This window comes from Microbacterium sp. 1.5R, assembly GCF_007667425.1.
In the GTDB taxonomy this organism is placed as follows: domain Bacteria; phylum Actinomycetota; class Actinomycetes; order Actinomycetales; family Microbacteriaceae; genus Microbacterium.
In genome coordinates, this window is the sequence record NZ_VDRC01000001.1 from 1,629,826 (window position 1) to 1,649,006 (window position 19,181).

The 19,181-nt window shown below is 69.0% G+C and carries 13 protein-coding genes and 2 tRNA genes; 11 read left to right on the plus strand and 4 right to left on the minus strand.

All coding sequences use genetic code 11. The features are described from left to right. The first annotated feature begins 126 nt into the window (after positions 1-126). The 7 genes from gyrA (at position 127) to FSY98_RS07885 (ending at position 6,460) form a co-directional block, all read left to right on the plus strand. Positions 127-2,685, plus strand: coding sequence for a DNA gyrase subunit A (gene gyrA / locus FSY98_RS07855; protein ID WP_144875512.1), 2,559 nt, complete (start codon positions 127-129; stop codon positions 2,683-2,685). Further along, complete coding sequence (locus FSY98_RS07860) at positions 2,682-3,086, plus strand: DUF3566 domain-containing protein (RefSeq protein ID WP_144875515.1); 405 nt, start codon at positions 2,682-2,684, stop codon at positions 3,084-3,086. Before gyrA ends, FSY98_RS07860 begins: the two co-directional genes overlap by 4 nt. 139 nt (positions 3,087-3,225) lie before the next feature. Next, complete coding sequence (locus FSY98_RS07865) at positions 3,226-4,494, plus strand: histidine kinase (protein WP_144875517.1); 1,269 nt, start codon at positions 3,226-3,228, stop codon at positions 4,492-4,494. A 52-nt stretch (positions 4,495-4,546) separates the two neighbouring features. Further along, entirely contained in the window at positions 4,547-5,236 is a 690-nt protein-coding gene (locus FSY98_RS07870; protein WP_144875518.1) for a response regulator transcription factor, read from the plus strand. Beyond that, positions 5,233-6,204 (plus strand): DUF4097 family beta strand repeat-containing protein, encoded by a 972-nt coding sequence (locus tag FSY98_RS07875; protein ID WP_144875520.1) that lies wholly within the window; start codon positions 5,233-5,235, stop codon positions 6,202-6,204. The genes FSY98_RS07870 and FSY98_RS07875 overlap by 4 nt, the downstream gene beginning before the upstream one ends. 83 nt (positions 6,205-6,287) lie before the next feature. Then, positions 6,288-6,361: transfer RNA gene (locus FSY98_RS07880), tRNA-Ile, on the plus strand. 26 nt (positions 6,362-6,387) lie between these two features. Continuing rightward, positions 6,388-6,460 (plus strand) — tRNA-Ala (locus FSY98_RS07885). 69 nt (positions 6,461-6,529) lie between these two features. On the opposite strand, the gene FSY98_RS07890 is transcribed toward FSY98_RS07885, so the two are convergent. Then, entirely contained in the window at positions 6,530-7,354 is an 825-nt protein-coding gene (locus FSY98_RS07890) for a helix-turn-helix transcriptional regulator (protein WP_144875522.1), read from the minus strand. Positions 7,355-7,430: 76 nt separating this feature from the next. Here FSY98_RS07890 and ilvD point away from each other — a divergent pair, with 76 nt between their 5' ends. The 3 genes from ilvD to FSY98_RS07905 all read left to right on the plus strand — a co-directional run bounded on the left by ilvD (position 7,431) and on the right by FSY98_RS07905 (position 10,629). Beyond that, entirely contained in the window at positions 7,431-9,332 is a 1,902-nt protein-coding gene (gene ilvD, locus FSY98_RS07895) for a dihydroxy-acid dehydratase (RefSeq protein WP_144875524.1), read from the plus strand. Between the two features lie 169 nt (positions 9,333-9,501). Further along, positions 9,502-9,792: a hypothetical protein gene (locus FSY98_RS07900; RefSeq protein WP_260857318.1), complete on the plus strand. Its 291-nt coding sequence runs from the start codon at positions 9,502-9,504 to the stop codon at positions 9,790-9,792. An 81-nt stretch (positions 9,793-9,873) separates the two neighbouring features. Continuing rightward, complete coding sequence (locus FSY98_RS07905) at positions 9,874-10,629, plus strand: MBL fold metallo-hydrolase (protein ID WP_144875526.1); 756 nt, start codon at positions 9,874-9,876, stop codon at positions 10,627-10,629. 32 nt (positions 10,630-10,661) lie between these two features. On the opposite strand, the gene FSY98_RS07910 is transcribed toward FSY98_RS07905, so the two are convergent. From FSY98_RS07910 to FSY98_RS07920, 3 genes are all read right to left on the minus strand, one after another. Continuing rightward, a complete protein-coding gene (locus tag FSY98_RS07910) occupies positions 10,662-11,135 on the minus strand; it encodes a DUF4383 domain-containing protein (protein ID WP_186307580.1) in 474 nt (157 codons plus the stop codon). Positions 11,136-11,248: 113 nt separating this feature from the next. Beyond that, positions 11,249-11,752 carry a DUF3253 domain-containing protein gene (locus FSY98_RS07915; protein WP_144875528.1) on the minus strand — a complete coding sequence of 168 codons (504 nt, stop codon included), beginning with the start codon at positions 11,750-11,752 and terminating at the stop codon, positions 11,249-11,251. Positions 11,753-11,822: 70 nt separating this feature from the next. Further along, positions 11,823-12,830: a LacI family DNA-binding transcriptional regulator gene (locus tag FSY98_RS07920; protein WP_144875530.1), complete on the minus strand. Its 1,008-nt coding sequence runs from the start codon at positions 12,828-12,830 to the stop codon at positions 11,823-11,825. Between the two features lie 235 nt (positions 12,831-13,065). On the opposite strand from FSY98_RS07920, the gene FSY98_RS07925 reads away from it, so the two are divergent. Further along, positions 13,066-19,113, plus strand: coding sequence for a GH92 family glycosyl hydrolase (locus tag FSY98_RS07925; protein WP_144875532.1), 6,048 nt, complete (start codon positions 13,066-13,068; stop codon positions 19,111-19,113). Positions 19,114-19,181: the final 68 nt, after the last annotated feature.

A 19,181-nucleotide genomic window follows, 5' to 3' on the forward strand; every position in this document is an offset into this window, starting at 1 on the left:
CGGACGGCAGAGGGCGGAGGAATCTCGTCGGAGTGAGCATCGGGAGGGGCCCGCGAAGCGGGAGGGTCCCCGCTCTGCGAACGAAGACGAGATTCCGTAGCCCGGTCACCAGGACAGAGAAGACACATGACTGACGAAGAACGCCCCGAGCCGGAACACGACCACGGCAAGATCGACCAGGTCGATCTGCAGTCCGAGATGCAGCGCAGCTATCTCGACTATGCGATGGCCGTGATCGTGGGGCGCGCGCTCCCCGACGTGCGCGACGGGCTCAAGCCCGTGCACCGCCGTGTGATCTACGGCATGTACGACGGCGGATTCCGCCCGGACAAGTCGTTCTCGAAGTGCGCCCGTGTGGTCGGCGAGGTCATGGGTCAGTACCACCCGCACGGCGACTCCGCGATCTACGACGCCCTCGTCCGCCTCGTGCAGCCGTGGTCGCTGCGGTACCCGCTGGCTCTCGGCCAGGGCAACTTCGGCTCCCCGGGCAACATGGGTGCGGCGGCCCCTCGGTACACGGAGACCAAGATGGCTCCGCTCGCGCTCGAGATGGTGCGCGACATCGAAGAGGACACGGTCGACTTCACCGACAACTACGACGGGCAGACGCAGGAGCCGACCGTGCTCCCCGCACGCTTCCCGAACCTCCTCGTCAACGGCTCGGTCGGCATCGCGGTCGGCATGGCGACCAACATCCCCCCGCACAACCTCCGCGAGGTGTCGGCCGCGGCGCTGTGGGCACTCGACAACCCCGGTCTGCCCCGCGAGGAGCTGCTCGAGGGTCTGATCCAGCGCATCCCCGGTCCGGACTTCCCGACCGGTGCGCAGATCCTCGGCACCAAGGGCGTGCAGGAGGCGTACCGCACGGGTCGCGGATCGATCACGATGCGCGCGGTCGTCAACGTCGAGGAGATCCAGGGTCGCACCTGCCTCGTCATCACCGAGCTGCCGTACCAGGTGAACCCCGACAACGTCGCGGTGAAGATCGGCGACCTGGCGCGCGACGGAAAGATCACCGGCATCGCCGACATCCGCGACGAGTCGTCCGACCGCACCGGTCAGCGTCTCGTCGTCGTCCTCAAGCGGGATGCCGTCGCGAAGGTCGTGCTCAACAACCTGTACAAGCACACCCAGCTGCAGGAGAACTTCGGCGCGAATATGCTGGCGATCGTCGACGGCGTGCCGCGCACGCTCGGCGTCGACGGGTTCATCACGAACTGGATCACCCACCAGCTCGAGGTCATCGTCCGCCGCACCCGCTTCCGGCTGGCGAAGGCCGAGCGCCGCATGCATATCCTGCGCGGGTACCTGAAGGCGCTCGACGCCCTCGACGAGGTCATCGCGCTCATCCGCCGGTCGGCGACCGTGGAAGACGCCCGCGACGGGCTGAAGACGCTGCTCGACATCGACGACGACCAGGCGCAGGCGATCCTCGACATGCAGCTGCGTCGACTCGCCGCCCTCGAGCGTCAGAAGATCCTCGACGAGGCTGCCGAGCTCGAGCGCCTCATCGCCGAGTACAACGCGATCCTCGCCGACGAGGCGTTGCAGCGCGACATCATCCGCGAGGAGCTGACCGGCATCGTCGACCGCTTCGGCGACGACCGCCGCACCCACATCCTGCACGGGTTCGACGGCGACGTCTCGATGGAAGACCTCATCGCCGAAGAGGAGATGGTCGTCACCGTCACCCGCGAGGGATACATCAAGCGGACTCGCAGCGACAACTACCGGTCGCAGCACCGGGGCGGCAAGGGCGTGAAGGGTGCGCAACTGCGCGCCGACGACATCGTCGAGCACTTCTTCGTGACTACGACGCACCACTGGCTGCTGTTCTTCACCGACAAGGGTCGCGTCTACCGGGCGAAGACCTACGAGGTGCCGGAGGCCGGTCGCGACGCCAAGGGCACGCACGTCGCGAACCTGCTCGCTCTGCAGCCCGACGAGAAGATCGCGCAGATCCTCGACATCCGCGATTACGAGGTCGCCGACTACCTGGTCCTCGCCACGCGCGACGGCCTCGTGAAGAAGACGACGCTCACGAGCTACGACACCAACCGTCAGGGCGGCGTCATCGCGATCCGTCTGAACGACGAGGACGAGCTGGTCTCGGCGCTCATGGTCAACGCCGAGGACGACATCCTGCTCATCAGCCGGCGCGGCATGTCGGTGCGCTTCAGTGCCACCGACGAGGCTCTCCGCCCGATGGGTCGAGCCACCGCCGGTGTGAAGGGCATGAAGTTCCGCGAGAGCGACAGCCTGCTCTCGGCCTCGGTCGCGGCGCCCGGTCAGTACGTGTTCGTCGTCACCGACGGCGGGTACGCCAAGCGCACCGCGATCGACGAGTACCGGGTCCAAGGACGCGGTGGATACGGCATCAAGGTCGCCAAATTGAACGACGATCGAGGCACTCTCGCGGGGGGCCTGATGGTCTCCGACGACGACGAGGTCTTGGTGGTTCTGTCCAGCGGCAAGGTGGTACGCTCTGCCGTGGCCGAGGTGCCCGCCAAGGGCCGCGACACCATGGGAGTGGTGTTCGCGCGGACGACGGAAGCCGACCGCATCCTCGCCATCGCCCGCAACGGTGAGCGGGGCCTCGCCGAGGAGCTGGAAGCGGCCGAGGCGGAGTCGGACTCCCCCAGCGCCTCCCCCGAGACACAGAACCCTGAGGACACAGACGCATGAGCACAGTAGCCGACAAGCTGGCGAAGAAGTCCACGCGCAAGACCAGTGGCAAGCAGGTCCGCCTGCGCCTCGTCTACGTCGACTTCTGGTCGGCGGTGAAGCTCTCCTTCCTGGGGGCCGTCGCTCTCGCGATCGTGACGATGGTGTCCTTCTTCCTGATCTACCTCGTGCTGCAGGCCACCGGCATCATCGTGCAGGCCGATGACTTCGTCGGCACCATCACCGACAACTCGGTGCGGATCTCCGAGATCGCCGGTCTGCCGCAGGTCATGGCCTTCGCCGCCGTCGTCTCGATCCTGAATCTGATCGTCTTCACGGTGCTCGGCGCGGTGGTCGCCGGCATCTACAACCTCGCCGTGAAGGTGACGGGCGGGCTGCTCGTCGGTTTCATGTCGAACTGATCTCCTCGCACGACGAGAGGGGCGGATGCTGCGGCATCCGCCCCTCTCGCGTATCCGGCCCGACCGGTAGGGAAAACCCGAAACGGGGTGTCGGGATCCCTCGGTGTCGGCGCGATCACCGCGCCCGTACTTTGGAATCATGACCACACAGACAGCCACGCCTTCTCGGGCCACGGCCGCGAAGCCGCCGCTGCGCCTCTTCCTCACACTGCTCCATGTCGCGGGTGTCGGGGTGCTCGGCGGGATCATCTTCACCACTCTCTCCGGACTCCTCAGCGCCGGACTCGGTCTGCTCCTCGTCGCCGGCATCGGCATCGTCCTCCTCGTCGGTCTCGTGTACGCGCTGTTCGCCGTCGGCTGGTTCGAGGTGGCCCGCGTGAGCGGCCTCTACCGCACCCCGATCGCCCCGCTGCGCTGGCGGCCCCGCGATCGCCCCGGCTTCTCGGGGTGGATCCGGGCCCTCGGCAGGCAGGCCATCGACGGACGCATGTGGCGGGCGCTCGCGAACTTCGCCATCTCGGCGGTGCTCGGCTGGATCGTGCTGCGGCTCGCCTGGGGACTCGTCTGGTCGATCGCGATCTGCTTCGCGCCGCTCGTCGGCACGGGTACCGTGATCGGTCCGTTCGGTGGGATGGGGATCACCGCTCCCTGGGCGCCGCTCGTCGGCATCCTCGGCATCGCCGCCTGCGTGTTCGGCATGATCGGCCTGGCCGCGCTCCACCGCGTGCTCTCGCTCTCGATCGTCATCCGCGCGAAAGAGGCCGAGCTCACCGAGCGCGTGCGCACCAGCACGGCCCAGCGCGAGGGCGCCGTGCGTGCCGCCGACGTCGAGCGCACCCGCATCGAACGCGACCTGCACGACGGGGTCCAGCCGCGCCTCGTCTCGGTCGGCATGACACTCGGACTCGCGCAGCAGAAGATCGACAGCGATCCGCATGCCGCCAAGGAGCTCATCTCCGAGGCGCACACGTCGACGAAGGCGGCGATCACCGAGCTGCGACAGCTCGCCCGCGGCATCCACGCCTCGGTCCTCGACGACCGCGGTCTCGACGCGGCGCTGTCGGCGCTGGCCGGGAGGTCGCACATCCCCGTGAATCTCGACGTGCGGATGGACGGACGTTGCAGCCGCGAGGCGGAGGCCGCCGTGTACTTCTCGATCGCGGAGTCGCTGACCAACGCCGCCAAGCACTCTCGGGCCAGCGAGGCCAGGGTGACCGTCCGGCTCCGCGATGGAGGGACGCTGTGGGCCCGCGTCGAGGACAACGGCATGGGCGGCGCGCAGGTGCAGCCGGGCGGTGGCCTCGACGGCATCGCGAACCGCATCCTCGCCGCCGGAGGCACGTTCCGCCTCGAGAGCCCCCTCGGCGGACCCACCAGCCTGGAGGTGAACGTGCCATGCGCATCGTGATCTGCCTGCTCTCGAACAAGCGCGCCGACATCGACACGGACAGGGGTGGATCATGCGCATCGTGATCTGCGAGGACTCGGTCCTGCTGCGTGAGGGCCTCGTGCGCCTGCTCGAGGACGCCGGGCACACCGTGGTCGCCGCGCTGCCGGACACCGACGGGCTGACCGAGGCGGTGCGGGCCGAGGCGCCGGAGCTCTGCATCCTCGACGTCCGCCTTCCTCCCACGTTCACCGACGAGGGCATCCGCGCGGCGCTCGCCCTGCGGGCCTCCGATCCGTCGCTTCCGCTGCTCGTGCTGTCACAGTACGTCGAGGAGCGCTACGCGTCCGATCTCATCGCCGCGCAGGGCGGTCCGCTCGGCTACCTGCTCAAGGATCGGGTTGCCGACGTCGCGGAGTTCCTCGGCTCGGTGCAGCGCATCTCCGAGGGGGCGACGGTGCTCGACCCCGAGGTGGTGGCGCAGCTGCTCACCCGTCGTAACCGCGACGACCGGATGATGCGCCTCACCGAGCGGGAGCGCACCGTGCTCGCGCTGATCGCCGAGGGGAAGTCGAACCAGGCGATCGCCGGGCTGCTGTTCCTCTCGGAGGCGAGTGTCGAGAAGCACATCACCGCCATCTTCCAGAAACTCGGGTTCGAGCCCGACGAGTCGGGGAACCGACGCGTGCTCGCCGCCCTCGCCCACATCGAGAACACCGGCGGGACCACCCCGCCCACCGGCCAGACAGGAGCCGCACGATGACCACTCCCCGGAACGACGACGCTCACGACCCCCAGAACGGGCAGACGCCGCTGACCCCTCCGCCGGCTCCCGCAGCCGAGGCTCACCCGTCGGCCACCGAGCAGCCGCACGGAGGGCCGACGTCGACTCCCCCGGCCGCCGGGCCGGGGCGCTCAGGCCGCGGCCCCGGAGTCACGGCGATCGTCGTCAGCACGGCGGTGATCGGCGGCATCGCACTGCTCGGTTCGGGCGCCACGGCCGCGGTCGCCGCGACGGGCACCATGCTCTCCACCTCGGGTGACCGAGGCGATTCGGTGCAGACGGTGGATGCCGACGGCATCCGGAGCATCGACCTCGACGTCGACGCGGGCAACATGCGCGTCGAGTTCGGTGACGTCGACGAGGCCGAGTTGTCGGTCACCAACGCGCGGAACCCCGGCTGGACGCTCGACCGCCGGGGCGACGAACTCGTCGTGCGCAGCCCGGAGTTCCGGTGGGGCTGGTGGTTCGGCGGCTGGTTCGGCGACGACCAGTCGGCGGTGCTGACGCTTCCCGAGGATCTGCGCACAGAGACGGTCGCCGCCGACCTCACTCTCGACGCCGGCAGCCTCGACGTCCTCGGCGATTTCGGGGCGCTCGACCTCACGGTCAACGCCGGGGCGCTCGACGTCGAGGGGTCGGCTGCCAGCCTGGACATCGACATGAGCGCCGGTCGCGCCGACGTCGCACTCGACGACGTGGATCAGGCGGATCTCAGCGTCGCCGCCGGCGACATGAACGTCGAGCTGTCCGGTAGCGCGCCGACGCGGACGAGCATCGAGGTCAGCGCGGGCTCGCTCGACCTCACGGTGCCTGACACCTCGTACGCGATCGAGCAGGATGTCAGCGCCGGGACTCTGAACGCGAAGGTCGAGCAGGACGCGAGCAGCACGCGCACCATCGATGTCTCCCTCTCGGCGGGCAGCGCGACCATCCGTCCTGGTTCCTGATCAGTGCCGAGCGCGGGACTCTCCCGGGTCCCGCGCTCGATTGGGTAATTCCGAGAATCTCCGGTAAAGTCTTGGAGGTTGACGGGGCTATAGCTCAGGCGGTTAGAGCGCTTCACTGATAATGAAGAGGTCCCAGGTTCAAGTCCTGGTAGCCCCACTCCGTAACTCAAGAAGAACCCTCACGGGGCCTTAGCTCAGTTGGTAGAGCGCCTGCTTTGCAAGCAGGATGTCAGGAGTTCGAATCTCCTAGGCTCCACACTGTGTTGAGACAGTTCGAGAAGGCCCCGCCATCGTGCGGGGCCTTCTCGTTTCTCCGCTCGACCCTCTAGGCGCCCCCGGCGAAGCGGCGGCGCGTCTCGGCATCCGCGGTGTAGACGACCAGCTGCACGTCGGTCTGGTCAGACGGGCGCATCTGGTGATGCTCGAACACGAGTCGCCCCAGAGTCGGATGCTGGAACACCCGCTCCCGCGACTCGAACCCGCCGACGCCGTGGCTCTCCCAGCGTTCGCGGAAGTCGTCGCTCTCCTGCACGAGGCGTCCGATGAGGTCGCGATACCGAGGGTCGCCGAGACGCGGGCCGGCTTCGGCGCGGAACTCGGCGAGGAAGCGCCGACTGGTGTCGTCCCAGTCGTCGAGCAATGACCGCACGGCGGGGTCGGTGAAGATGAGCCGCAGCAGGTTGCGCTCCTCGGCGGGAGTGGTGGCGACGTTCGGGTAGAGCTTCTCGTAGGCGACGTTCCACCCGGCGATGCCCCAGTCCGGCGCGAGGGCGTACGCCGGGTGCTCGTCGAGAGCGTCGAGGAACCGCTGCACATGCGGCGGCGCGGTCTCGACGGCTTCGCCTCCGCCCGGCCGCTGCGGCGCGAATCCGGCGAGGGTGAGCACGTAGTCGTGCTCGGCGACGGTGAGGTGCAGGGTGGTGGCGACGGCATCCAGCACCTGCCTCGACGGATTGATGTCGCGCCCCTGTTCGAGCCAGGTGTACCAGGTCACGCTGACGCCGGAGAGGAACGAGATCTCCTCGCGGCGGAGGCCCACCGTGCGGCCGCGCCCGGCCGGAGGCAGGCCGTACCCGGTGCGGTCGAGCTGTTCACGACGGGCGCGAAGGAATGCGCCGAGTTCCTTCCGCTGCTGCTCGTCGGTGGCCACCTCACAAACCTAGTGCTCCCACTACTAGTTTCAGCGGCGACTTCCGGAACGTCGCACGACGCAGGAGGGTGGGAGGATGCCCACTCCCCTTCGCTCCCGCACCGTGACGCACGGTCGCAACGCCGCCGGTGCCCGCGCTCTCTTCCGCGCGGCCGGCGTGAACGCCGCCGATTTCGGCAAGCCGATGATCGCCGTCGCCAACAGCTTCACCGAGTTCGTCCCCGGCCACACGCACCTGCAGCCGGTCGGCCGCATCGTGTCCGACGCCATCAGCGCAGCGGGCGGCATCCCCCGTGAGTTCAATACGATCGCGGTCGACGACGGCATCGCGATGGGTCACGGCGGGATGCTGTACTCGCTCCCCTCGCGCGACCTCATCGCCGATTCCGTCGAGTACATGGTCAACGCGCACCAGGCCGACGCCCTCGTGTGCATCTCGAACTGCGACAAGATCACCCCGGGCATGCTGATGGCCGCGCTGCGCCTGAACATTCCGACCGTGTTCGTCTCGGGTGGTCCGATGGAGTCGGGCCGAGCCACCCTCGTCGACGGCAGCGTGCGCACCCTCGACCTCGTCGACGCGATCTCCGAAGCGGCGAACGACACGGTGTCGGACGCCGACATCCAGCGCATCGAGGAGAACGCGTGCCCGACCTGCGGGTCGTGCTCGGGCATGTTCACGGCCAACTCGATGAACTGTCTCGTCGAGGCGCTCGGTCTGGCGCTGCCCGGAAACGGCTCGGTGCTCGCCACTCACACCGCCCGCCGAGCGCTGTACGAGAAGGCCGGCGAGGTCGCGGTGCACATCACCCGCCGCTTCTACGACGAGGACGACGCGTCGGTGCTCCCCCGCGCCGTCGCGAGCTACAACGCCTTCGAGAACGCCATGGCGCTCGACATCGCAATGGGCGGCTCGACGAACACGATCCTGCACCTGCTGGCCGCCGCTCACGAGGCGGGCGTGGCGTTCGGCCTCGATGAGATCGACGCCGTCTCGCGCCGCGTGCCGTGCCTCGCGAAGATCGCCCCGAACCCCGCCTACGGCCGCATGTACTACATGGAGGACGTGCATCGGGCCGGAGGCATCCCTCGCATCCTCGGGGAGCTGCACCGAGCCGGCGCGCTCAACGACGACGTGTCGTCGATCCACTCGCCCTCACTGACCTCGTGGCTCGATGCGTGGGACATCCGCCGCGACTCGGTCTCCGACGAGGCCGAGGACCTCTGGTACGCCGCGCCCGGGGGCGTGCGCTCGTCGAGCGCCTTCTCGCAGTCCGAGCGCTGGCTCGAGCTCGACACGGATGCCGAGAACGGCTGCATCCGCGACGCCGCGCACGCCTACTCGGCGGATGGCGGGCTCGCCGTGCTCCGAGGCAACATCGCCGTCGACGGCGCCGTGGTGAAGACCGCCGGGGTCGATCCGTCGATCCTCGTCTTCTCCGGGCCCGCGGTGGTGTGCGAGTCGCAGGAGGAGGCAGTCGCGAAGATCCTGGGGAAGAAGGTGCAGCCGGGCGACGTCGTCGTGATCCGCTACGAGGGTCCGAAGGGCGGACCGGGCATGCAGGAGATGCTGCACCCGACGTCGTTCCTCAAGGGCCGAGGGCTCGGCAAGGTGTGCGCGCTCATCACCGACGGGCGCTTCTCGGGCGGCACGTCGGGGCTCTCGATCGGGCACGTCTCACCGGAGGCGGCGTCCGGCGGGGTGATCGCCCTGGTCGAGGACGGCGACATCATCTCGATCGACATCCCGACGCGCGACCTCACACTGCAGGTCGACGAGTCCGAGCTCGAGCGCCGTCGCGCGGTCCTGCTCGAGAACGGCGGATATCGTCCGCGGGAACGCCAGCGCGCCGTGTCTCTGGCGCTGCGCTCGTACGCGACGATGGCGACCTCGGCCGATCGCGGAGCAGTGCGCGACGTGGAGGCGGTGGAGCGCGCGCTGCGCGAACAGGAGCGCCGTGCGGCATCTCTCGTGTGAATCTCCTGATTGCGGTCCGGAATTCATCCACAGCTGTGGATGAATCTGTTAACAACTCTGACCTGGGATTCATGAGATTCACAGGAATGGATCGGCTGGCTCTTGTCACCTCGGCGACAGGATTGCAACCCCCCTTTTGTCGAACCCCGATACGGCGTACCGTGCAGGCATGAGTAACGTCGAATCTGTGCAGACGATGGTGCAGATCGAGGTGACGTTCGACGGGCGGGGATTCCTGCTCGCGCAGGAACAGGATCTCGGCGAGCTGAAGCACCAGATCGAAGAGGCCATGGTCACCCCGGGCACCTTCGTCGACCTCATCGTGGTCGGTAACCGCAAACTCAGCGTGCTCATCACCCCGCGCAGCCACGTGACGATCACCGAGGCGACCGTGCCCTTCGACGCGCGCGACACCGGAGACGTCGACTCGCCGTTCGGCGGGTACTACGACCTGCTCTGAACCGGCAGCCATCGGCTACCACCGAAGGACGCATCCGGCAAGGCTCCTGCGGGGTCACCGCGTGCAGCGCATCGTAGTGCGATGAGCATCCGAACCCGATGGACCGCGGTCGCAGACGGCGTGTACCGCCTCGAGACCGCGAACGTGAACTGCTACCTCGTCGTGACACCCGACGGGATGACTCTCGTCGACGGCGGTCTGCCCCGCACGCTCCCAGTGCTCGACGACCTCCTAGCCCATCTCGGTGCGCACCGCGGAGACATCGATGCGCTGATCCTCACCCACGCGCACTTCGATCACGTCGGGATGGCTCACCGCCTGGTCTCCGAGCGCCGCACGCCGGTGCACGTGCATCCGCGCGATCAGCGTCTTGCTCGGCATCCGTATCAGTACGCACATGAACGGCCGCGCATCACGTACCCGTTCCGCTACCCGAAGGCAGTGCCGACGCTGCTGGCGATGGCGGCGAAAGGTGCGCTCGGAGTGCGCGGCGTCGAGGCGGCGCCGACCGTGCATCACGCCACGCCAGTGGAGGCACCCGGTCGACCCGTCGCCCTGTGGACGCCGGGTCACACCGACGGGCACTGCGGCTTCTGGTTCGAGGACCTCGGTGTGCTGATGACCGGCGACGCGATCGTGACCCTCGACCCCTACACGGGAGGGGCGGGACCGCGGATCGTCGCCGGGGCGGCGACCGCCGACAGCGGGCGAGCCCTGAGCGACCTCGACGTGTTCCTGGCATCGAGCGCACGCACGCTGCTGCCGGGCCACGGAGAGCCGTGGCACGACGGAGCCGGGGCCGCTGTGGCCCACGCTCGTCGCGTGGGCCGCAGCTGACCCCGGCTCGGTTCTCGCCGGGTGGGCGGCGATCAGGCGCGGGCTGCGCGCCCATCGTTGCCGGGGACCCGCGGCGAGCGCGAGACGAAGACCCCGAGCAGGATCATGCCGATGCCGAGAACGAGGTGCAGCCAGTTGTCGGCGTCGTTCACGGGGATGAAGTTCAGCTGGTCGTTGCCGACCGCGATCAGGCCGTAGATCCAGACGACGAGGTAGGCCGCGCCACCCACGATCAGGTACAGGCGGGACCACCGTGCGCGGGCGGCCAACGCGATCCCGGCGACAGCGAAGGCGAGGTGCACGAAGTTGTGCAGCACCGAGACCTGGAAGAGTCCGAGCAGGTGCGCTTCGGAGCCCGCTCCCGCACCGTGCAGGTGCTCTGCGGAGTGCGTGAGACCGGGGATGAAGCCGGCGATGCCGACGAGGAGGAAGACGATGCCCACGACGAGGGCGGTCTTCTGGATGGGGGTTGCTGCGAAGCGCTCAGCGCGCGCGGTGTCACTCATGGTGTCCTCCGTGATCGGTGCTGCGGATGTCTGACGCTATCGATCTGCTGAGCGTCCGCAGCAGGCCATTGACGCCGGTGGGCGTCGAGGAATACCATCTCTGCCTTCTTCGCTCAGAGCGACGGGCCGCGCACGATCCGCACGGGCCCGCGGGCGTCGCGGATGCCGACCGGCGAACCCTTCTGCGTCACCACGATCTGATCGGCGTCGGCGAGGTCGGCGGCGACGCGCCGGACTTCCGGCATGAGCGTCCGCCACGACTCGCCGCCGACCGTTCGCGCGACGTCGCTCGGGCAGATCGAGGACTCCGAGCGTTTGCGCACGAGCGCCCGGATCGCCGCAGCGATGCGGGCGTCGAAGTCCTCGCCAGATCGCTCCTCCCACCAGGGCGCACCGCGCTCGCCGAGGGCGGTCTTGGCGTCGTTCACCCTTCGGCGCGCATCGGGCTCCGCGGCTTTCACCGCCCGGCGGGCCGCCATCAGCTCATCGACCAGCTCCTGCCGGAAGGAGTCGGGGATGGTGGGGTCGGTTGCCCGCCACCGCCTCCCGTCGATGACGACGTGATGACCGTCCTCGGTGAGCTGAGGTCCATCCGTCGCATCGCTGTCCTTGGTCATGACGGCAGTCTCGCGTGAGCGCCCCCGCTGCCGACAGGGTCTTGACGCGGGTGTCGGTCGTGCCCGCGTGTCACGCCCCGGTCGAGCGACGTGCGACGAGCCGCATCGGCACGGTGACGCTCTCGAACGGACGGGTGCGATCACTCAGCCGCGCGATGGCGAGACGCGCGGCCTGACGACCGAGTGTCTCGACGTCGCCCGCGACGACGCTCACGCCGAGCACGCGCGCCCACTCCGGGTCGTCGAATCCGATCACGGCGGGCCGGTCGGAGTGGCCGGCGACCTCCTCCATGACTCCGAGGAGGATGCGGTTGTTTCCGGCCACGACCGCCGTCGGCGCGGCATCGAGGGCCTGCAGCTCCCGCATGCATTCCCGCGCGGCGCTCGCGTCATGGATGTCGGTGCGGAGAAGGCGGCGCCAGTCGGCGCCGGCGGAGTCGAGCACATCCCCCATGCCGGCGAGGCGTTCGCGGTAGGTGGGGAGCCATGCGTAGTCACCGATGAAGGCGATGCGTCGGTGCCCGGCATCCAGCAGGTGCTGAGCGGCCAGCCTGCCGCCCTCGCGGTTGTCGAAGACGACGGAGTCGGCGGCCAGGTTCTCGGCCGGCCGGTCGACGAACACGACGGGGATGCCGCGGGCCTGCAGCTGGGCGTACTCACGGTGGTCCGTCATCGCCGACACCGTGATGACGGCTGTGGTCTGCCGGTCGGCGAGGTCGCGGGCCACCCGCCCCTCCTGCTCGGCCGACTCCCGTGAGTTCGCGACCGAGAGGTGCACACCGCGCGGACGGATCTCGTCTTCGATCGCCTGCGCGAGTGCCGAATAGAACGGGTTGGTGACGTCACCCGTGATGAGACCGAAGGATGCCGCGAGGCGACCGCTCGCGAGCAGGCTCGCCGCCGCGTTGCGCTGATAGTCGAGTTCGGCCGCGGCCGACAGCACGCTGGCGAGGGTCTTCGCGCTCACGTACGACTCCCCGGCGAGAGCGCGCGATGCCGTCTTCAGACTGACCCCGGCCCGCTCCGCGACCTGGGCCAGCGTCGGGCGCGACGTCGCGCCGGTCTGCGTGCTGGTCATGGATCCCCTTGTCGCCCGCGGATCGCGGATAGCTCATTATGGCCGTCGGCCACTGCTCCGGCCTCGAGTCGCCCCGTGAATCGGCCTGCCGTCGGCCACTGCATCGGCCTTCCGTCGGTGACGGACGCTGTGATAGCGTCCAGCGTATGACAGCGATGTCATATATCGGTCATCCCGACGACGAGTCGGAGAGGCCGCATCAGCGACACACCGTAGTGGAGTTAGAGGAGCAGTCATGAGGGTCCCCACCCCGAGCACCCACCGAGCCGCCAGACGGTCCTGGGCGGCCGCCGGTGTCGCCGTCACCGTCGGTCTGGGCATGCTCACTCCGCTGTCGGCGTCGGCTGCGGGCGAGACGACCTTCTCCTCCTCCTCCTTCGAGTCCGATGACGCGACGCCCGCCCTCACCGGTACCGGTGAGTCCGTGAACGTGACGGGCAGCCGCTTCGAACCCGGCAGCGTCCTCGGCGACGTAGTCGCCGTGACGGCATCCGCAGAGAACGCCCCGAACGAGTCGGCGGCCTTCGTCGCCGACGGCAACGCCTCATCGAAGTGGCTCGCCTTCGCGAACACGGGCTGGGTGCAGTATCGGCTGGGTGCCGCCCAGCCGATGGTGCGGTACACGCTGACCTCGGGCAACGACGCCCAGGAACGAGACCCCAGGGACTTCCGAGTGCAGGGCTCCAACGACGGCACCGACTGGGTGACCGTCGACGAGCGCTCCGGCGAACTCTTCTCCGGACGCGGTGAGACCCGCTCGTTCACCCTGGATGCGCCCAGCGCCGAGTACCTGTACTACCGCCTCGACGTCCTCGCCACGCGCACTCCGAGCGCGGGCATCGTGCAGCTCGCCGGATGGGAGCCGATCGCCGTGGACGGCGCGACCCCCGCGCCCGGCGACCTCTTCCTGCAGGTCGGCAACGGACCCTCCAGCTCCGACACGGCGAAGACCGGCGTCGGCTTCACGGGAACCCAGGCTCTGCAGTACGTCGGACGCCACCTCGACGCCGGTCCCGCCTCGTCGACGAGCGTGCTCTACGACGACGTGGCGATCGACGTCACCGACGACAGCGAGCTGTCGTATCTCGTCTTCCCCGTGCTCGACGGCGAGCAGACGTACGCCGCGACCTTCGCGGCCGTCGATCTCACGTTCGACGACGGCTCGACGCTGTCGGCGAGCGACGCCACGGACTCGTACGGCTACGGGGCGAACGCGCGTGCGCAGGGTCAGGCGAACGTGCTCTGGCCCAACCAGTGGAACAAGGTGACCGTCGACCTGAGCCAGTTCGCCGGGCGGACCATCGACGACATCCTCTTCCGATACGACCACCCGGGCGCCGACGTCACGGGCGTCGAGGTGCCGACCGGGGCGACCGCCTTCGGCGGGTGGCTCGACGACGTCACGATCGACGCGGCCGCGCAGCGCGACACGTCCGACGGACTCGTCTCATACGTCGACACCCGCCGCGGCACGAATTCGACGGGCGGATTCTCGCGCGGCAACAATCTGCCCGCGACCGCCTGGCCCAACGGGTTCAACTTCATCACCCCGATGACGAACGCCGACAACGTCGGCACGATCTATCAGTACCAGCGGGCGAACAACGCGCAGAATCTCCCCGCGCTCAACGGCATCGGGTTCTCGCACCAGCCGAGCATCTGGATGGGGGACCGCAACCAGATCGCCGTACTGCCCGCCGCGAACGGCAACCCCACATCGTCGCTAGACGACCGCAAGCTCACCTTCCGCCATGAGAACGAGACCGCTCGGCCCGACATCTACAGCGTCGAGTTCGACAACGGCATCGAGACGTCCGTCACCGCGACCGATCACGGCGCCGTCTACCGCTTCGCCTTCACCGGTGACGCGAGCTCCGTGCTCATCGATCAGCTCGTCGACTCCTCGAAGCTCCGCATCGACGGCGACACGGTCTCGGGTTGGGTCGACGGCGGCTCGGGGTGGCCAGGACGGACGCGCATGTTCGTCTACGGCACCTTCGATCGCGCGCCGCTGGCATCCGGGGCCACCACGCAGGGCGACCGCAACGACACCGCCCGATACGCCGCCTTCGACACCAGCAGCGACCGCACGGTCGAGTTGCGCCTGTCTTCGTCGTTCATCTCGCAGGATCAGGCGCGCAAGAACCACGAGTTCGAACTGCAGGGAGTCTCGTTCGATGGGGCGCACGCAGCGGTCCGAGACGCGTGGAACGAGCGCCTGGGCGTCATCCACGACGTGGAGGGTGCGACCGACACGCAGCTCGTGACCCTGTACTCGAGCCTGTACCGCCTGAATCTGTACCCGAACTCGCAGTTCGAGAACACCGGGTCGAAGGCCGACCCGGTCTACCAGTACGCGAGCCCGGTCTCGGCGACCGACGGCAGCGCCAGCGATGACCGGACCAACGCCAAGATCGTGGATGGCAAGGTGTACGTCAACAACGGCTTCTGGGACACCTACCGCACGGCATGGCCGCTGTACTCGCTGCTGTACCCCGACGTCACCGAAGAGCTCGTCGACGGATTCGTGCAGCAGTACCGTGACGGCGGGTGGGTGGCGCGGTGGTCGTCGCCCGGGTACGCCGACCTGATGACGGGCACCAGCTCCGACGTCGCGTTCGCCGAGGCGTACCTCGCGGGTGCGCTCGACACCGACACGGCGCTCGAGGCCTACGATGCCGCGGTCAAGAACGCCACCGTGCTGCCGGCATCCAACGCCGTCGGCCGGAAGGGACTCGCCCAGTCGATCTTCCTCGGATACACCGAGGCGACCACGCATGAGAGTGCATCTTGGGGCCTCGAGGGCTACATCAACGACTTCGGCATCGCGGAGATGGCGAAGAAGCTGGCGGAGGACCCGGCCACCCCGGCGGACCGCGTCGCGCAGCTGAGGGAGGAGGCGACGTACTTCGAGGCTCGTGCCGCGCACTACGTCGAGATGTTCAACCCCGACGCCGGGACCTTCACCTCCCGGAACGCCGACGGGTCGTGGACCTCGGGTGCCGACTTCGACAAGAAGGCGTGGGGCGGCGCGTTCACCGAGGCCAGCGCCTGGACCTTCGGATTCCACGCCCCGCACGACGTCGACGGCCTCGCCGCCCTCTACGGCGGCCGCCAGGGCCTGCTCGATGTCATGCACGACTTCCTCACCGTCCGCGAGAAGGCCGACTACTCCGGCATCCACGAAGCCCGCGAAGCACGCGACGTGCGACTCGGCATGCTGGGCATGTCGAACCAGATCGCCCACCACATCCCGTACGTGCTCGCCGAGGCCGGCGACCCCGCGGGAGCGCAGGCGCTGATCCGCGACATCCAGGACCGTCTCTTCGTCGGATCCGACATCGGCCAGGGCTACCCGGGCGATGAGGACAACGGCGAGTTCTCGGCCTGGTACGTCTTCTCGGCGCTCGGCTTCTACCCGCTCGAGGTGGGTTCGGGCGACTACACGATCGGCACTCCCCTGTTCGACAGCGCGACGCTGTCGATCGGCGGCACCGATCTCGTCGTGAACGCCCCGGGGGCCTCGGCAGGGGCCGACTACGTGGGCGGCGTGACCCTCAACGGTCAACCGATCACCGAGACCACGTTCGACGGCGACCTGCTTCGTTCCGGCGGCCGCCTCGACTTCTCGATGAGCGCGACACCGCAGGCATGGGGCGCGAAGGACCTCACCGAGAAGCTCGATGTGCCGACCACTCTCGTCGACGCCACGAAGGCCGGTCGCGGTGCGCTCGCCGCAGCGGACGGCACTCCCGTCGGCGCTCTCGTCGACGACAACATGAACTCGACCGTCGCGTTCGACGGCGACTCCGCCGAGCTGGTGTGGACCTCGCAGTCCGGCCCGGTCTCGATCGGCCAGTACACGCTGACCAGTGCGTCGAAAGCGGCCGCTCCCGCGAGCTGGACGCTCTCCGGTTCGCTCGACGGCACGTCGTGGACCGAGCTCGACAGCCGCGAGGGTGAGACCTTCGCGTGGGACTCTCAGACGCGTCCGTTCACGGCGCAGGGCAACAGTGGCTACACGAGCGTCAAGCTCGAGCTGAAGAGCGGTGGGCCCGCGCTGGCGCTGTCGGAGATCGAGCTGTTCGCCTCCGCATCCGCGGCCGACGGCCTCACGATCTCGGCCGGCGCCCCGCAGCGCATCGCGGTCGGGACGGAGTTCACCGGACCCCTCGCCACGATCGTCGGCACCGAGACCGAGGCCTCCGGGTACGACGTCACGGTCGACTACCGCGACGGCGAGGCCGTGGACGACGTGGTCCTCACCCGCGACGAGCTCGGCGGATGGAAGGTCACCGCCCCGCACACGTTCACGGCGCCCGGCACGTACTCGGCGGTCGTCACCGTGCGCGACTCCTCGGGGGCGACGGCGCAGGCCGTCGCGACGATCGAGGTGTTCCGCGACGAGACGCTGGTGGGCGGGTTCAACAACGTCTGCATCGGCGATCTCGGCGTGACCGCGGCGAACTGCGACTCGCAGGGCCACGGCTACTTCCGCGACAAGCTCGCGGCGGACGGCTTCGTGCAGGGCGAGACCCTGACGGTGCCGGGGACGACGCTGACGTACGACCTGCCCGCCGTCCCGGCCGGCGCGCCCGACAACATCACGGGCGAGGGCCAGACGGTGAAGTTCTCGCTCGGGACGGGCGCGACGCAGATCGCGTTCGTCGGCACCGCCACCGAGAGCAACCGCGACTCGGATGCCGTGCTGCACTTCACCGACGGCACGACGCAGACCATCACCATCAGCCTCGGCGACTGGGTGGGCGCCTCGGGCAACCCGTACAAGGGGAACACCGTGCTCACCGTGTCGGAGGGTCGCCTCTCGGGCACGGCGGCGGAGTCGAGCGTCAAGAACACGGCGATCTACGCCACCGCGCCGATCGCCCTTGCTCTCGACGACGACGGCGCACCCAAGGTGGTCGAGTCGCTGACGATGCCGAAGGAGGCGGGGTCGCTCAACGACGGACGCGTGCACGTGTTCGCGATCGCCTCGGACGGCGACCGCTCGGCATCCACCGAGCTCGCGGTCGAGGCCGGCGTCGTCGACGAGCAGGTCACCGACGTCGAGTTCACCGCGGCCTTCGCCACCGTGACCGGCGGTCTCGGCGAGACGACCGCGGTCGTGAACTGGGGCGACGGATCGCCCGTCTCCCGGGTCGACGTGGTCGACGGCGCGGTCGAGGGAACCCACACCTACGGGCGGGCCGGCACCTACACGGTCAGCATCACCGCCGACGACGGCGTGAAGTCGGCTGCTACGCAGCTGACGATCGTGGTGGCGGACCCCGTGCCGGTGTACACCCCCGAGATCCAGGCACCGGCCCAGGCCGCGCCGGGCGAGACGGTCGAGATCACCGGCATCGGCTTCGCTCCCGACGAGAACGTGTCGCTGCGCATCGATGACGAGCAGCCGGTCGCGGTGCAGGCCGGCCGGGACGGGTCGATCAGCGGATCGATCGTCGTGCCGAGCGGCGCCCTCGACGGCGACCACCCGGTCATCGCGCTCGGTGACGTGTCGCTGGTCGAGGCGAGGACGTCGCTGCTCGTCGTCGGCGAGACGACGATACCGAAGTCCACGTCCGTCTCACTGACGGCGGGCTCTGACGACCCCGTCGCCGGCGAGACCATCCCGCTCGTCGCCACGGTGACGCCGTCGGGCGCCGCGGGAACGGTGGAGTTCGTCGAGGGCGACCTCGTCGTGGGGTCGGCGAGTGTCTCCGCCGGAGTCGCCACCGCCGACGTGCGCATCGCGACCTCGGGGCAGCACACCTACACGGCCCGGTTCGTGCCGGCCGACGCGGACGCGTTCCTGCCGTCGACGTCGTTGCCGCTGACGATAGACGTCCGAGACACCCCGGTGCTGCAGGCCGAGATCGTGATCGGACAGGATCGTGTCGTGCAGGGCGGGACGGTCGAGATCGTGGGTCGCGGCTTCGCCGCCGGCGAGCTCATCACCATCACGCTGTTCTCGGAGCCGGTGCGCCTCGCCGAGGTCACGGGCGACGGGACGGGAGGGTTCCGCGCGACGGTCACCATTCCGGCGGAAACCGCGGTCGGCGTCCACACGGTGGTGGCCGAGGGAACGGCATCCGACCTCAGTGCGGAGGGTGCGCTCGAGGTCACCGCGGCAGCATCGACGGGTGGCGGTCTCGGTGGAGGTCTCGGGGACGGCCTCGCCGGCACCGGTGGTGCGGTGCCCATCGCCCTGATCGCGCTGATGCTCGGTCTGCTCGCGACGGGCGGCGTGCTGTTCCTGCGGCGTCGGCGGACCGAGGTCTGATCAGGCTCACCGTCTCGGGAGGAGAACTCGCCCTTGGGAGGAGGATCCGCGCGGATTCCTCCTCCCAA

Bases quoted from the DNA above. Each gene is read 5' to 3' on its own strand.
- FSY98_RS07875 (WP_144875520.1), top strand. From the start codon at position 5,233: ATGACCACTCCCCGGAACGACGACGCTCACGACCCCCAGAACGGGCAG.
- FSY98_RS07900 (WP_260857318.1), top strand. From the start codon at position 9,502: ATGAGTAACGTCGAATCTGTGCAGACGATGGTGCAGATCGAGGTGACG.
- gyrA (WP_144875512.1), top strand. From the start codon at position 127: ATGACTGACGAAGAACGCCCCGAGCCGGAACACGACCACGGCAAGATC.
- FSY98_RS07870 (WP_144875518.1), top strand. From the start codon at position 4,547: ATGCGCATCGTGATCTGCGAGGACTCGGTCCTGCTGCGTGAGGGCCTC.
- FSY98_RS07920 (WP_144875530.1), bottom strand. From the start codon at position 12,830: ATGACCAGCACGCAGACCGGCGCGACGTCGCGCCCGACGCTGGCCCAG.
- FSY98_RS07860 (WP_144875515.1), top strand. From the start codon at position 2,682: ATGAGCACAGTAGCCGACAAGCTGGCGAAGAAGTCCACGCGCAAGACC.
- FSY98_RS07915 (WP_144875528.1), bottom strand. From the start codon at position 11,752: ATGACCAAGGACAGCGATGCGACGGATGGACCTCAGCTCACCGAGGAC.
- FSY98_RS07925 (WP_144875532.1), top strand. From the start codon at position 13,066: ATGAGGGTCCCCACCCCGAGCACCCACCGAGCCGCCAGACGGTCCTGG.
- ilvD (WP_144875524.1), top strand. From the start codon at position 7,431: ATGCCCACTCCCCTTCGCTCCCGCACCGTGACGCACGGTCGCAACGCC.
- FSY98_RS07910 (WP_186307580.1), bottom strand. From the start codon at position 11,135: ATGAGTGACACCGCGCGCGCTGAGCGCTTCGCAGCAACCCCCATCCAG.
- FSY98_RS07865 (WP_144875517.1), top strand. From the start codon at position 3,226: ATGACCACACAGACAGCCACGCCTTCTCGGGCCACGGCCGCGAAGCCG.
- FSY98_RS07905 (WP_144875526.1), top strand. From the start codon at position 9,874: ATGAGCATCCGAACCCGATGGACCGCGGTCGCAGACGGCGTGTACCGC.